This is a genomic window from Pseudomonas morbosilactucae (genome assembly GCF_023241715.1).
In the GTDB taxonomy this organism is placed as follows: Bacteria; Pseudomonadota; Gammaproteobacteria; order Pseudomonadales; family Pseudomonadaceae; genus Aquipseudomonas; species Aquipseudomonas morbosilactucae.
Genome location: NZ_JALQCW010000089.1, coordinates 1 through 14862, shown reverse-complemented (window position 1 = coordinate 14862; position 14862 = coordinate 1). Strand labels below are relative to the sequence as shown.

Genomic DNA, 14862 nt, shown 5'->3' with positions numbered 1-14862 from the left:
TCCCAACACAAGCGGGCCTGAACCGCGTGTTTTCCAACGCTACAGACCACCAATTAGGGGAATTCTTCGATGATCCGTAAGCACTTCGCCGGTTTTGCCGCCAGCGCTCTGGCCCTGGCAGTGACCGCCCAGGCTTTCGCTGGCACCGTCACCACCGATGGCGCCGATATCGTTGTCAAAACCAAGGGCGGCCTTGAGGTCGCCACCACGGACAAAGAGTTCAGCTTCAAACTCGGTGGCCGCCTGCAAGCCGACTACAGCCAGTTCGACGGTGTCTACACCCGCAACGGCGACACCGCTGATGCGGCCTATTTCCGTCGCGCCTTCCTGGAATTGTCCGGTGTGCTCTACACCGACTGGGCGTACACCATCAACTACGACTTCTCCCACAACACCGGCGATGCCGACAACGGCTACTTCGACGAAGCGTCCCTGGCTTACAACGGCTTCAAGCCGGTGTCGATCAAGGTCGGTCGCTTCGACCCGGACTTCGGCCTGGAAAAAGCCACCAGCTCCAAGTGGGTGACGGCGCCGGAACGTAACATCTCCTACGACATGATCGACTGGGCCAACAGCCATCAGAACGGCCTGGGCCTGCAAGCCTCCAGCACCTTCGCGGATTCGTTCTACGCCTCCGCCGGTGTGTTCAGCAAAGACACCGACGACACCGACGGCAACAGCATCAAGCAGGCCAACGGCCGCTTCGTATTCGCGCCGATGCACGACGCCGGCAACGTGCTGCACTTTGGTATCAACATCGCTAGTCGCGATGTCTCCGATACAGCGTTCGACTCCCGCTATCGCACCCGGATGGGCATGCGCGGCGTCGATACCCTGGGCGGCAACGATGCCGGCACCAACGGCAACCGTCCGGTGCTGGGCGGCGCTTCCGCTTCGCCAGCCGGTTCTTATGACCGCGACACCGCAATGGGCTTGGAAGCCGCCTTCGCCATGGGCCCGGCCTCGATCCAGGGTGAATACATCACCCGCAAGACCAAGGCTGACGACAGCGCCTTTGAAGACATCAAGGGTCATGGTTTCTATGTTCAGGGCGCCTACACCCTGACCGGCGAGGCTCGCGGTTATAAAGTCGGCAAGTTCGACGCCATCAAGCCGTCCAACAAAGCCATCGGCGCCTGGGAACTGTTCTATCGCTACGACAGCCTGACCGTCGAAGACGATAACGTGACCACCGCCAGCCTGACCCGTGATGTCGGCGATGCCGAAGTCAAGGTGCACAACCTGGGTGTGAACTGGTACGCCAACGAAGCGGTGAAAATCTCCGCTACCTACATCAAGGCCAAGACCGACAACGTGACCAACGCCACTGCAGCCGCAGGTGCTACTCCGGCACGCCGTACCGGCGATGACAGCGGCGACGGTTTCGTCCTGCGTGCCCAGTACGTGTTCTAAAACAGCGCAACACCGATCCAGAGCTCTTTCTCATCCGTTATAGCTCCTCTCGTTTCAGCCCCGCTTCGGCGGGGCTTTTTTTTGCCTGCAACCAAGACCGTGGATGCAAAGGTGCGGTTTCTATTTCAGGGCTTTCGGCGATGGGCGATACTCCCCCGGGTTTGTGGGCCATGCATACCGGGGAACGCGATGCCGCTTCAATCCTTGAACAGTCTGTCTGCCGTCGACCCGTTGCAATGGGACGCGCTGGTGACGGATGGGCAGCCGTTTTTGCGGCATGCCTTTCTCAGTGCCCTGGAAGACAGCGGCAGCCTGGGCCCGCAGTCCGGTTGGCAACCCGAGCACCTGCTGCATGTGGAAGACGGTCGTCTGTTGGCGGCCTTGCCCAGTTATCGCAAATGGCATTCCTATGGCGAGTACGTCTTCGATCATGGCTGGGCCGATGCCTGTGCCCGGGCCGGCATTGACTATTACCCCAAGCTGCTGACGGCGGTGCCTTTCAGCCCGGTCAGTGGGCCGCGCCTGTTGGCGGCGACCCAGGCGGACGGCGTCGATTTGCTGAAAAGCCTGCCGGGCTACCTGGAGATCGAAGGGCTTTCCAGTGCCCATATCAACTTCACCGACCCCTTCACCGACCTCGCCCTGGCGCAACAGCCAGAGGCGGGCTGGCTGCAACGTTTTGGCTGTCAGTTTCATTGGCAGAACCGGGGCTATCGGGACTTTCAGGATTTCCTCGATGTGTTGAGCTCGCGCAAGCGCAAGCAGATGCGCAAGGAACGCGAGCAGGTGGCGGGGCAGGGGATCGATTTCGAGTGGCTGCACGGCCATGAGCTGAGCCAGGCGCAGTGGGATTTTGTCTACGCCTGCTACGCCAACACCTACGCGGTGCGACGTCAGGCACCGTACCTGACCCGAGCGTTTTTCAGCCTGTTGGCCGAGCGCATGCCCGAGGCCATTCGGGTGGTCCTGGCCAAACAGGGCGGCGCCCGGTGGCCATGGCTTTCAGCCTGGTGGGCGGTGGCAGTTTTTATGGGCGTTACTGGGGCTGCCTGGCGGAGTTCGACCGCCTGCATTTCGAGACCTGCTTCTACCAGGGCATGGACTACGCCATCGCCCAGGGGCTGCAACGTTTCGATGCCGGGGCCCAGGGCGAGCACAAGCTGATTCGCGGCTTTGAGCCGGTGATCACCCATTCCTGGCATTACCTGCGCCATCCGGGGCTCAAGGCGGCGGTGGCGGACTTCCTCGAACAGGAGCGCGTCGGGGTGCTGGCGTACGCCGAAGAGGCGCGTACGGCGCTGCCCTATCGGCAGGCCTGACCCCGGCGCGGTGGTTCTCGCCGGAGCCTGGTGCCGTTCAGATAGCTTCAGTCGATGCCGACAAAACCGCCGGTCTGGTGCTGCCACAGCCGCGCATACAGGCCGCCCTGGGCCAGCAGTTCGGAGTGGCTGCCGGTTTCGGCGATGCGCCCGTGCTCCAGGACTACCAAGCGGTCCATGCGGGCGATGGTGGACAGGCGGTGCGCAATGGCGATCACCGTCTTGCCCTGCATCAGGGTTTCCAGGCTCTCCTGAATGGCGGCTTCCACTTCCGAGTCCAGCGCCGAGGTGGCTTCGTCCATGATCAGGATCGGCGCGTCCTTGAGCAGCACCCGGGCAATGGCAATGCGCTGACGCTGGCCGCCGGACAGCTTGACCCCGCGTTCGCCGACATGGGCGTCGAAACCGCTACGGCCCTGGGCGTCGGAAAGCAGCGGGATGAACTCGTCGGCCCGGGCCTTGCGCACCGCTTCCCAGAGTTCCTCGTCGGTGGCGTCTGGACGGCCGTAGAGCAGGTTGTCGCGGATCGAACGGTGCAGCAGCGAAGTGTCCTGGGTGATCATGCCGATGCGTTCGCGCAGGCTTTCCTGGGTCACTTCGGCGATGTTCTGCCCGTCGATCAGGATCTTCCCGCCCTGCAGGTCATAGAGGCGCAGCAGCAGGTTGACCAGGGTCGACTTGCCCGCGCCGGAAGGACCGATCAGGCCGATCTTTTCCCCGGGCTTGATGGTCAGGTTGAGGCCGCTGATGACCCCGGAGCGTTTCCCGTAGTGGAAGTCCACCTGTTCGAAGCGCACCTCGCCCTGGCTCACGGCCAGGCGCGGAGCCTGTTCGCGGTCAGTGACGCTCAGGGGCTGGGCGATGGTCTGCAGGCCGTCCTGGACCATGCCGATGTTTTCGAAGATGCCGTTGACCACCCACATGATCCAGCCGGACATGTTGACGATACGGATGACCAGGCCGGTGGCCAGGGCGATGGCCCCCACGGAAATCAGCGACTGGCTCCAGAGCCACAGGGCCAGGCCCGTGGTGCCGACGATCAACAGGCCGTTCATGCTGGTGATGACCACGTCCATGCTGGTGATCACGCGACCGGCCAGCTGGTTTTTCTCGGTCTGTTCGGCGATTGCCTCGCGGGCGTAGTTCTGCTCGAAGTGGGTGTGGGCGAAGAGCTTCAGGGTGGTGATGTTGGTGTAGCCGTCGACGATCCGCCCCACCAGCTTGGAGTTGGCATCGGACGAGACCACCGAGCGTTCCTTGACCCGGGGTACGAAGTACCAGAGCGCGGCGACGTAGCCGACGATCCAGATCAGCAGCGGGATCATCAGGCGCCAGTCGGCTTCGGCAAACAGCACCAGGGCGCTGAGGGCGTAGATCAATACGTGCCACAGGGCGTCCACCGCCTGCACCGCGGAGTCGCGCAGGGAATTGCCGGTCTGCATGATGCGTTGGGCGATGCGCCCGGCGAAGTCGTTCTGGAAGAAATTCAGGCTCTGTTTGAGCACGTAGCTGTGGTTTTGCCAGCGAATCAGGCTGGTCATGCCGGGGCTGATGGTCTGGTGCACCAGCAGGTCGTGCAGACCGACGAACAAGGGGCGGAACAGCAGGGCGACCACGGCCATCCAGGCCAGTTCGAGGCCGTGGGTCTTGAAGATGTCGGTGCTGGGCGTGCCCTGGGCCAGGTCGATCAGGGTGCTCAGGTAGCTGAACAGCGACACTTCGATCAGCGCCACGAACAGGCCGACCACCAGCAGGGCAACGAAGCTCGGCCACACTTGGCGGATGTAATAGAGGTAGAAGGGGAGAACCTGGGTGGGCGGTGCGGCGGTGGGGGCGTCGCGGAAAATATTGATCAGTTGTTCAAAACGACGATAGAGCATTGGGTCTGACGCCCGCGTGGCGGGCTCTCCTGTTCAGTGGGCGAACGGGGCGCTGAGCCAGCCCCCCGTCGTGACTCCCGGCACGCTGTTAGTCGATGCGCTTGGCCGACTTGATCAGCACCGGGTCCACCGGCACGTTCTGCATGCCTTGCTTGGTGGTGGTCTGGGAATTGACGATCTGGTCGACCACGTCCATGCCGTTCACCACTTTGGCGAACACGGCGTAACCGGCATCGCGGCCCGGGTCGAGGAAGGCGTTGTCGGCCACGTTGATAAAGAACTGACTGGTGGCCGAGTTGGGGTTCGAGGTACGGGCCATGGAGAGGGTGCCGCGCACGTTATGCAGGCCGTTGCTGGCTTCGTTCTTGATCGGGTCGCGGGTCTCTTTCTGCACCATCTGCGCAGTGAAACCACCGCCCTGGACCATGAAGCCCGGGATCACCCGGTGGAAGATGGTGTTGGTGTAGAAACCGCTGTCGACGTAGTCGAGGAAATTCTTGCTGGAAATCGGTGCCTTGACCGGGTCCAGTTCGATTTCGATCTTGCCGAAGCTGGTTTCCAGCAGCACGTGAGGAGCCTTGGCCGGTTGGGCGGCCATCAGGTTGGCGGCGAAGAGTACGGAGCCGGCGACGAGGGCGAGTTTTTTCAGCATGGGTCAGTGATCCTGGGTAGTGGTGTCGACTGTGGTTAAAAATTCGAGCAGGGTTTGGTTGAAGCGGTGCGGCTGGTCCAGTGGCGTGGCGTGACGCGAGTCCTCGATCACCACCAGCCGCGCATTGGGCAGTTGTTTGACGTAAGCCTGTTTCAGCGCCACCGGCGTGTAGTCGCGGTCGGCGCTGACGATCAGGGTTGGACAGGTGACGCGTGACAGTCGTTCCTGCACCCCCCAGCCGACAATGGCGTCGAAGCTGGCGAGATAAGCACGTTTGTCGTTTTTTGCCCAGCGTTCGGCCATTTTTTGCCGCAGCTCGGCCTGTTCGGGTTTGGGAAACAGGTTGTTGCCCAGGGCCTTGCCTATGGTGCTCAGGCTCAGCAGCCGGGCCAGGCTCCAGCGCTTGAACCACTGGCCAACGTCCTTGGCGTTGCGCACCTTGACCTCGGGCGCGCTGTTGACGATGCACAGGCTCTTGAGCAAGTGGGGCTGATCCACCGCCAGTTGGAACCCGATCATGCCGCCCATGGACAACCCGACAAAATGCACGGGCCCCAGGTTCAGGTGTTCGATCAGGGCCACCATGTCGGCGCTGAACCCCGGGATGCTGTAGCGCTCCCGAGGTTTGTCGGAGCGCCCGTGGCCGCGCACGTCCGGCACGATCAGCCGGTAGTAGGGCGCCAGGTCGGCGATCTGTTTTTCCCAGTCCAGGGTGCTGGAGCCCAGGCCGTGGACCAGCAGCAACGGCGTGCCCTGGCCATATTCCTCATAGTGCAGGGTGCAACCTTCATGTTCGAAATAGGCCATGGCGGAACTCCTGTTCGGTCGGGGATCAGGCCTGCGCGGGGGCGGCGAAAGGCGCATCCAGGGGCGCGGTGTCGAAGGTGCGCAACAGTTCGACAAGAATCTGCGTGGCCGGGCCCAAGGGTTTGTCCTTGTTGGAGTAAAGGTAGAAGGTCGGGTGGCGGCTGCCGCCCTGATCCATGGGTAGCACCTTGAGCACGCCTTCGCGCAGTTCCCGTTCGATCAGGTGGCGCGGCAGCCAGGCAAAGCCCAGGCCGCTGCTGACGAAGGTCGAAGCAGTGGCCAGGCTGCCTACCGTCCAGCGCTGTTCGGCGCCGAGCCAGCCGACGTCCCGTGGCTGCTGGCGGCCGGAGTCGCGAATCACCACTTGCAACTGGCTTTCCAGGTCCTGGAAGTTCAGCTCACGGTTCAGGCGATGGAGGGCATGCTCCGGGTGGGCCACGGCGACAAACTCCACGGCGCTCATCTCCGTGCCCAGGTAGCCTGGAATGCTGAAACCGCTGATGGCCAAGTCGGCCACGCCTTCCATCAGCACCTCTTCGACGCCCGACAGCACCTCTTCGCGCAGGCGCACGCGGCAGCCACGGCTTTGCGGCATGAAGGCGGTCAGGGCGCGTACCAGGCGCGCATTGGGGTAGGCCGCGTCCACCACCAGGCGCACTTCGGCTTCCCAGCCTTGCTCCATGTGGTGGGCCAAGTCTTCCAGTTGGCTGGCCTGTTTCACCAGTTGTCGGGAGCGCCGCAGCAGCACCCCGCCGGCTTCGGTGAGCACGGCCTTGCGCCCGTCGATACGCAGCAGGGGCACGCCCAACTGATCTTGCATGCGGGCCACGGTGTAGCTCACCGAGGATTGTGAGCGGTGCAGCGCTTCTGCCGCTTGGGCGAAGCCACCGTGGTCGACCACGGCTTGCAGGGTGCGCCATTGATCGAGGGTCACGCGGGGCGCTTTCATGAGGGGCTCCTCTTGTCCTAAGCTGGCGCTCCTTATTGGAGACTGCCGAATGAGAAAATTCTGTTGTGCCGTATTGGCCCTGCTGCCCTTGAGCGTGATGGCCTATCCGATCGATGTCGAGAAACAGCTCAACGGCTTGAGCATCGACTACACCGCCTTCGACACCGACGCCGATATCGGCTCCATGCAGATCAACAACTTCGGCAAGACCGATGCGCTGTGCAGCGTGGTGTTTCGCAATGGGCCCGAGGCGCCGCGTACGCGCAAAGTGGAAGTCTCTGCCGGGCAGAGCAAAAACGTCACGGCTAAATTCAACCGCAGCATTCTCAAGCTGCGCCTGACCCTGACTTGCACTCCCAAATAATTCGAAGTGGGGCAGCCTGGCTGGGCATGCTCCGCTTATAAACGAATTTATTGATTGGTTGTAGCAGTTATTTGCGCTTTTTCATCGATATCACTCTGTTTAATCTGCGCCCCATCGACTTAAGCATCCACCGATGGAGGCTCCACCCCATGTCCCGCGTCCTGATCATTGAAAGCAGTGCCCGCCAGCAAGGTTCCGTTTCCCGTCAACTGACCCAGACCTTTATCCAGCAGTGGCAAGCCGCGCACCCGGCGGATCAGATCACCGTGCGTGACCTGGCGGCGCAGCCGGTGCCGCACCTGGATGCCGACTTGCTGGGTGGCTGGATGAAGCCCGCCGAGCAGCGCAACGACAGCGAGCAGGCGTCGTTGCAGCGTTCCAACGAATTGACCGATGAGTTGCTGGCCGCCGATGTGCTGGTGCTGGCCGCGCCCATGTACAACTTCGCCATCCCCAGCACCCTCAAGGCCTGGCTCGACCATGTGCTGCGGGCCGGGGTGACCTTCAAGTACACCAAAACCGGCCCTCAAGGCCTGCTCACCGGCAAGCGTGCCTATGTGCTGACCGCCCGCGGCGGTATCTACGCCGGCAGCAGCGCCGATCACCAGGAACCCTACCTGCGCCAAGTCATGGGCTTTGTCGGCATCCACGACGTGCAGTTCATCCACGCCGAAGGCATGAACTTGGGGGGCGACTTCCAGGAAAAGGGCTTGAACCAGGCCAACGCCAAGCTGGCCTCGGTGGCCTGAGGCGTTAATCGTCAGATAATCGCCCCATGTTTAAGTGACTCCCGCGTAACCCCTTCAAGCTGGTTCGCGCATCGAACCTCCCTTTGCACTGTTTGCTCCTGAGTGCTCCCGCCCGATTGAACGCCTTAGCGAGATCGGGCTTTTTTTTGCCTGGCATTTCACCCCAGCCGGCAAAACCGCTATCGTCGCCGCCATTCAAGACGAGGCGAGCATGGGCTATCTACTTTTTGTCACGCTGATCCAGGCGTTTTCCTTCAGTTTGATCGGCGAGTACCTAGCCGGTCATGTCGACAGTTACTTCGCCGTGCTGGTGCGGGTGCTGCTGGCGGGGCTGGTGTTCATTCCCCTGACCCGCTGGCGCCGGGTCGAACCGGCGTTTATGCGCAGCCTGTTATTGATCGGTGCCTTGCAGTTCGGCGTGACCTACGTCTGCCTGTACCTGAGCTTCCGGGTGCTGACGGTTCCGGAAGTGCTGCTGTTCACCATCCTCACGCCGCTGCACGTGACCCTGATCGAAGACGCCCTGAACCGGCGCTTCAACCCCTGGGGACTCGTGGCGGCACTGGTGGCGGTGGCGGGAGCGATGGTGATTCGCTACGACAGCATCAACCCGGACTTCTTCATGGGCTTCTTGCTGCTGCAACTGGCCAACTTCACCTACGCCGCGGGACAGGTGATGTACAAGCACCTGGTGGCCCGCTACCCGAGTGACCTGCCCCATTACCGGCGTTTCGGTTACTTCTACCTGGGAGCTTTGCTGGTGGTATTGCCGGCGTTCCTGCTATTCGGCAAGGCCAACTTTCTGCCGGACGCGCCGCTGCAATGGGCCGTGCTGCTGTTTCTCGGGCTGGTGTCCACGGCGTTGGGCATGTACTGGTGGAACAAGGGCGCGTGCCTGGTGACCGGCGCCACCCTGGCGGTGATGAACAACCTGCATGTGCCGGTGGGGCTGCTGATCAACCTGTTGATCTGGAACCAGCATGAAGACCTGGGGCGGCTGTTCCTGGGCGGTCTGGTGATCCTGGGCGCCGTGTGGATCAGCCGGCGCGGCACGCAGGAACCGCCAGCCATTCGCCGGACCTGATGACGCCATCTTGTAGGAGCCGGCTTGCCGGCGATGGGGGCCACAAGCCCTGTACCGAATCGGATGACGCCATCTTGTAGGAGCCGGCTTGCCGGCGATGGGGGCCACAAGCCCTGTACCGAATCGGATGACGCCATCTTGTAGGAGCCGGCTTGCCGGCGATGGGGGGGCGCAAGCCCTGCGCCGGATCGGATGACGCCATCGCTGGCAAGCCAGCTCCTACAGGGCTTGTTTTTCGATCGGGGGAATATGGCTAGCGCCCAGCACGGCGGGCAGCAGCCCGGCGCGCAGGTCGGTGCCGCTGGGTTGTTGGTACAGGCTCAGGCCGAACTCCGGCATCACCGCCAGCAGGTAGTCGAAGATATCCCCCTGGATCCGCTCGTAATCCGCCCAGACGGTGGTGCGGGTGAAGCAGTAGATCTCCAGGGGGATGCCCTGGGCCGTGGTCTGCATCTGCCGCACCATGCAGGTCATGTTCGGCTGGATCTCCGCGTGGCTCTTCAGGTACGCCAGGGCATAGGCGCGGAAGGTGCCGATATTGGTCATGCGCCGCCGGTTGGCCGACATGGCCGCGACATTGCCCTGGGCCTCGTTCCAGCTTTTCAGCTCGGCCTGTTTGCGGCTGATGTAGTCGGTCAGCAAGTGCACCTTGCTCAGGCGGGCTTCTTCTTCGTCATTCAGGAAGCGCACGCCGCTGGCGTCGATAAACAGGCTGCGTTTGATCCGTCGGCCGCCGGACTGCTGCATGCCGCGCCAGTTCTTGAACGACTCGGACATCAGGCGCCAGGTGGGGATGGAGACGATGGTCTTGTCGAAGTTCTGCACCTTGACCGTGTGCAAGGTGATGTCCACCACGTCGCCGTCGGCGCCCACTTGCGGCATTTCGATCCAGTCGCCGACCCGCAGCATGTCGTTGCTGGTCAGTTGCACGCTGGCGACGAAGGACAGCAGGGTGTCCTTGTAGACCAACAGGATCACCGCCGACATGGCGCCCAGGCCGGACAGCAGCAACAGCGGCGAGCGGTCGATCAGGGTGGCGACGATGATGATCGCGCCAAACACGAACAGCACCATCTTCGCGAGTTGCACATAGCCTTTGATCGAGCGGGTACGGGCGTGTTCGGTGCGCGCGTAGATGTCCAGCAAGGCGTTGAGCAGGGCGCTCAGGGCCAGGACCTGGAACAGGATGGTGAAGGCCAGGGCCACGTTGCCGAGGAACACCTGGCTGGTCTTGCTCAGCTCCGGCACCAGGTGCAGGCCGAACTGGATCACCAGGGACGGGGTCATCTGGGCCAGGCGATGGAACACCTTGTTCTGGCGCAGATCATTGAGCCAGTGCAGCGCCGGCTGGCGACCGAGGAGCTTGACCGTGTGCAAGGTGATGTAGCGCGCTACCCGGCCCAGCACCAGGGCCACCACCAACAGAAGCAGCAGGGCCAGGCCTGAATGCAGGAGCGGGTGCTGGTCGAGGGCACCCCAAAGGTCTTGGGCGTTGAGCCAGAGCTGTTTGAAATCCATGGGCTAAAACGATTCTTCTGTGAGGCGGAAAGGGAACGATTAGAGCATTTAAGCCGGTCAAAGTTACGCTTGTGGACAGATCGGCTAACAAAAAAGCCAATCTTTGCTGCCGTTTGTATAAAGAAACTCGGCCTTGGCGCTCGAAACCGTTACCCTATGCAGCTGTTTTTTTGCATATCTTCGAGGTAGCACCCGTGTTTTCCCAATTCGCCCTGCACGAACGCCTGCTCAAAGCCGTGGCCGAGCTTAAATTTGTCGAGCCTACGCCTGTGCAAGCAGCGGCTATCCCGCTCGCGCTTCAAGGGCGTGACCTGCGGGTGACGGCACAGACAGGCAGCGGCAAGACCGCCGCCTTTGTCCTGCCGATTCTCAATCGCCTGATCGGCCCGGCCAAGGTCCGCGTCAGCATCAAGACCCTGATCTTGCTGCCGACCCGCGAACTGGCTCAGCAGACCCTGAAGGAAGTGGAGCGCTTCTCCCAGTTCACGTTCATCAAGTCCGGCCTGATCACTGGCGGTGAAGACTTCAAGGTCCAGGCTGCCATGCTGCGCAAGGTGCCGGATATTCTGATCGGCACCCCGGGCCGGATGATCGAGCAACTCAACGCCGGCAACCTCGACCTCAAGGAAGTCGAAGTGCTGGTGCTCGACGAAGCCGACCGCATGCTCGACATGGGCTTTGCCGAAGACGTGCAGCGCCTGGTGGATGAGTGCACCAACCGCCAGCAAACCATGCTGTTCTCTGCCACCACCGGCGGTTCGGGGTTGCGCGAGATGATCGCCAAGGTCCTCAATAACCCCGAGCACTTGCAACTCAACGCGGTCAGCCAGCTGAACAGCACCACGCGCCAGCAAATCATCACGGCCGACCACAACCAGCACAAAGAGCAGATCGTCAATTGGCTGTTGGCCAACGAGACCTACCAGAAGGCCATCGTCTTCACCAACACCCGGGCCATGGCCGACCGCATTTATGGTCGCCTGGTGGCGCAGGAGTACAAGGCGTTTGTCTTGCACGGTGAGAAGGACCAGAAAGACCGCAAACTGGCCATCGACCGTCTGAAGCAGGGTGGGGTGAAAATCCTCGTCGCCACCGACGTCGCGGCTCGCGGCTTGGACGTCGACGGCCTGGACCTGGTGATCAACTTCGACATGCCACGCAGCGGCGATGAATACGTGCACCGCATCGGTCGCACCGGCCGTGCCGGCAACGATGGCCTGGCCATCTCGCTGATCTGCCACGGCGACTGGAACCTGATGTCGAGCATCGAGCGCTACCTGAAGCAAAGCTTCGAGCGCCGTACCATCAAGGAAGTCAAAGGCACCTACGGCGGACCGAAGAAGGTCAAGGCGTCGGGCAAGGCCGTTGGCGTGAAGAAGAAAAAGACCGACGCCAAGGGCGACAAGAAAAAGACTGCAGCCAAGGGGCCGACCAAGCGTAAAACCGCTAACCGGCCAAAAGCCGAAGTACCGGCCCTGGTCAGCAAAGACGGCATGGCGCCGCTCAAGCGCCGCAAGCCGGAAGCACCGGCCGCCGACTAAGCCGCTAGCGCAATCCACGAAGAACCCGGACCTGTTCCGGGTTTTTTGCATTCAGCTATCGGCTTTTTTCTCGGCGCTTTTCAATTCCTTAAGACGCTGGTCGATCAGTTGGCACTTGTCCGGCAGGTCCTTGCTGGCGGTGCTCAAGTCCATTTTCTGCAACTCGTCGTTGATCTCCTTGGCCTTGGTCGGGTTCTGCTCAGTCAGATTGCTCACCACCTGGGCCAGTTGCTCGCGCTTGGCGGTGGCCTCTTCGGGCGTGCAGGCCCAGGCGGGCAGGGCAAACAGTAAGGTGCTGGCGAGGATCAGGGGGCTGAACGTTTTCATGGCGAGGACTCATGAGGCGGATCGGGCTGTTACGAGGTTGAGGAGGGAGAGCGTGGGAAAGTTCAGTTGGATGTCGCGAACGGAGTCGTGCAGCCCCGGACGCTATCGAGCGTTTTTTCTGGAAATTCAGAAGTGCCTTATGTGTTGGGGGCTCGGGCGACCCTAGTATCGACAGCTGCTGAAGGGGCAACAGTCTGGGGTAGCGCAGTTTGTCGGGGAGTCTTGTGCTGACCCGACGCTCAGAGTTTGGTCCATCTGCATCGCTTGTCTGGTCTCCATTCCGGCACTCTTTCGAAGGACCGACTATGTTGCTTTCCACCCTCAGGATGAGGTTGTGCTTTGCCTTGTCTTGCCTGCTGTTGGCCAGCCCACTGTCCGTGGTGTTTGCCGCCCCCTTGCCCGCACCGGCTTTCAACCCTGGCGACCAGGACCTGATCCGCGATCGTCAGAACCGACTGTTGGAAGAGCAGCAACGCCGCCTTGAAGAACTCAAGGACCTGCCCGGCAAGAGCGTCGCCCCCGTGGCGCCAACAGCCCCATCCGACAGCCGCTGCTTCCCGATCAAAAGCATCCGGCTCAACGGCGCCGACGCCTTGTCCGCCGCCGAGAGTGATCGCTTGCTCAGGCCCTACATCGGTCAGTGCCTGGGGGTGGCCCAGCTTAACGAGCTGCTCAAGGTCATCACGCACCGTTACATCGAAAAGGGCCTGGTCACCAGCCGTGCCTACCTGCCGCAGCAGGATCTCTCTAGCGGCCATCTGCAAGTGCGGGTGGTGGAAGGCAAGCTCGAAGGCCTGAGGGCGGCTGTGGACAGCAAGCTTACTGCCCGCGAACTGAACATGGCGTTCCCCGGCAGTGCCGGGCAGTGGCTCAACCTGCGACAGATCGAGCAGATGGTCGACCAGCTCAACCGCTTGCCGTCGAACCAGGCACAGATGGAATTGGCCCCGGGGAAGGCCGTGGGCGGCAGTGAAGTGCTAGTCAAAAATACCCCGCAAAAGCCCTGGCGTGTAGGTCTGTCCCGCAGCAACGAGGGGCAGAAAAGCACCGGCGAACAGCAGTGGGGCAGCTCTTTCGAATGGGACAGCCCCTTGGGTCTGGCTGACCAGTTAGTGCTGCGCGGTGGCCACGACGCCCTCAGCGACCACCAGAAAACCTCGCGCAACGCCATGCTCTATTACAACCTGCCGTTTGGCTGGTGGAACCTCAGCTACAGCTACAGCCAGAGTGAATACCGTTCCCTGGCCCAGGCCCAGGGCTTTAACTTCAAGCGGACCGGCGACAGCCAGAACCACCAACTGCGCCTGGAGCGTGTGATCCACCGCGATGCCTTGAGCAAGACCTCCCTCAATACTGGCCTGAGCTACCTGCGCACCCACAACTACATCGAAGACAGCAAGCTGAGCAACAGCAGCAACCGCCTCAGCGAAGCGCAGTTCGGCATCAACCACGGCCGACGCATCGGCAGTGCCTTCCTCAACCTCGACCTGGGGATGCAGGACGGCATCGGCGCTTTCGATGCCCAGCGCGAGAACCAGCGCGACCGCTTCGGCAATCGCCAAGCCAATGCCCGCCACCGCAAGTACACCGCCACCGCCAGCTACCTGCAGCCATTCAAGCTGTGGGAAGAGTCCCTGGTGTTCAGCAGCCTGGTCACCGGCCAGCGCAGCGAGGATGTGCTGTTCAGCCCCCAGCGCATGAGCCTGGGCAGCCAGTCCTCGATCCGTGGCTATAAGGACCAGAGCCTCAATGGCGACAGCGGCTACTACTGGCGTAACGACTTGCGCTGGAGCCGCCCGGTGACCTGGGGCTGGCTACGGCCGCTGTTCAATCAGTACGGCACTGGTCTGGGCTATGACGTTGGCGCGATTCGCCATGACCGCTACAACGCCGAGCAGCATGGCCGGGTTTCCAGCGACTCCCTCGAGATGTTTGCCCGTGGAGCGAACTTGGCGGTCAGCGTGACCTTTGCCCATTCACTGGAGCGGCCCCGAGCCCTGAGTGAACAAGAAGCCCCGGTTTATTTCCGTTTGGACCTGCTCCTCTAATCCCGATTTCCACTTGAGATACACAACATGGACGTTCGTCAGTTTGCCTTCCTGGCTCACCAGCCTTCTGCTGCCCTGCAATCCCGGCATTCCTTTGGGGGCCTGCCGAAGCGCGGACTGGCGTTCATGCTGGCCAACCTGATGTTCTGGCAGCCGCTGTGGGTGATGGCCGACGGCATCGTGGTCAATGGCAGCGGCACCCGTCTCGGCC

General features: G+C 62.0%; 13 protein-coding genes and 1 pseudogene. 8 read left to right on the top strand and 6 right to left on the bottom strand.

Annotated features, from left to right (window positions below; genetic code table 11):
• The first annotated feature begins 69 nt into the window (after positions 1-69).
• Together M1B34_RS29170 and M1B34_RS29165 are read left to right on the top strand one after the other, a co-directional pair.
• Complete coding sequence (locus M1B34_RS29170) at positions 70-1413, top strand: OprO/OprP family phosphate-selective porin (RefSeq protein WP_268266949.1); 1344 nt, start codon at positions 70-72, stop codon at positions 1411-1413.
• Between the two features lie 189 nt (positions 1414-1602).
• Positions 1603-2732, top strand: a pseudogene (locus M1B34_RS29165) (GNAT family N-acetyltransferase).
• A 47-nt stretch (positions 2733-2779) separates the two neighbouring features.
• Here M1B34_RS29165 and M1B34_RS29160 read toward each other — a convergent pair.
• The 4 genes from M1B34_RS29160 to M1B34_RS29145 form a co-directional block, all read right to left on the bottom strand.
• Complete coding sequence (locus M1B34_RS29160; RefSeq protein WP_268266948.1) at positions 2780-4612, bottom strand: ABC transporter ATP-binding protein; 1833 nt, start codon at positions 4610-4612, stop codon at positions 2780-2782.
• 88 nt (positions 4613-4700) lie between these two features.
• Entirely contained in the window at positions 4701-5264 is a 564-nt protein-coding gene (locus M1B34_RS29155; RefSeq protein WP_123336167.1) for a peptidylprolyl isomerase, read from the bottom strand.
• A gap of 3 nt (positions 5265-5267) precedes the next feature.
• The gene (locus M1B34_RS29150) at positions 5268-6071 is read right to left on the bottom strand and encodes an alpha/beta fold hydrolase (RefSeq protein WP_268266947.1); all 804 of its coding nucleotides are present in this window, start codon (positions 6069-6071) and stop codon (positions 5268-5270) included.
• Between the two features lie 25 nt (positions 6072-6096).
• Positions 6097-7020: a PA3225 family LysR-type transcriptional regulator gene (locus M1B34_RS29145; protein WP_123336162.1), complete on the bottom strand. Its 924-nt coding sequence runs from the start codon at positions 7018-7020 to the stop codon at positions 6097-6099.
• Between the two features lie 49 nt (positions 7021-7069).
• On the opposite strand from M1B34_RS29145, the gene M1B34_RS29140 reads away from it, so the two are divergent.
• The 3 genes from M1B34_RS29140 (at position 7070) to M1B34_RS29130 (ending at position 9217) form a co-directional block, all read left to right on the top strand.
• Complete coding sequence (locus tag M1B34_RS29140; RefSeq protein ID WP_268266946.1) at positions 7070-7384, top strand: 3-phosphoglycerate kinase; 315 nt, start codon at positions 7070-7072, stop codon at positions 7382-7384.
• 149 nt (positions 7385-7533) lie between these two features.
• On the top strand, positions 7534-8133 hold the full coding sequence (locus M1B34_RS29135) for an FMN-dependent NADH-azoreductase (protein WP_268266945.1): 600 nt from the start codon (positions 7534-7536) through the stop codon (positions 8131-8133).
• Between the two features lie 211 nt (positions 8134-8344).
• A complete protein-coding gene (locus tag M1B34_RS29130; RefSeq protein WP_123336156.1) occupies positions 8345-9217 on the top strand; it encodes a carboxylate/amino acid/amine transporter in 873 nt (290 codons plus the stop codon).
• A 219-nt stretch (positions 9218-9436) separates the two neighbouring features.
• Here M1B34_RS29130 and M1B34_RS29125 read toward each other — a convergent pair whose 3' ends face one another.
• Positions 9437-10735, bottom strand: a complete 1299-nt coding sequence (locus M1B34_RS29125; protein ID WP_268262529.1) for a mechanosensitive ion channel family protein — start codon at positions 10733-10735, stop codon at positions 9437-9439.
• 194 nt (positions 10736-10929) lie between these two features.
• Here M1B34_RS29125 and M1B34_RS29120 point away from each other — a divergent pair, with 194 nt between their 5' ends.
• Positions 10930-12276, top strand: a complete 1347-nt coding sequence (locus M1B34_RS29120; RefSeq protein ID WP_268262528.1) for a DEAD/DEAH box helicase — start codon at positions 10930-10932, stop codon at positions 12274-12276.
• A 51-nt stretch (positions 12277-12327) separates the two neighbouring features.
• Here M1B34_RS29120 and M1B34_RS29115 read toward each other — a convergent pair whose 3' ends face one another.
• Positions 12328-12603: a hypothetical protein gene (locus tag M1B34_RS29115; protein ID WP_123336150.1), complete on the bottom strand. Its 276-nt coding sequence runs from the start codon at positions 12601-12603 to the stop codon at positions 12328-12330.
• A gap of 305 nt (positions 12604-12908) precedes the next feature.
• Here M1B34_RS29115 and M1B34_RS29110 point away from each other — a divergent pair, with 305 nt between their 5' ends.
• Together M1B34_RS29110 and M1B34_RS29105 are read left to right on the top strand one after the other, a co-directional pair.
• A complete protein-coding gene (locus M1B34_RS29110; protein WP_268266944.1) occupies positions 12909-14651 on the top strand; it encodes a ShlB/FhaC/HecB family hemolysin secretion/activation protein in 1743 nt (580 codons plus the stop codon).
• 27 nt (positions 14652-14678) lie between these two features.
• A partial coding sequence (locus M1B34_RS29105) for a hypothetical protein (RefSeq protein WP_482827990.1) occupies positions 14679-14862 on the top strand: 184 nt, incomplete at its 3' end.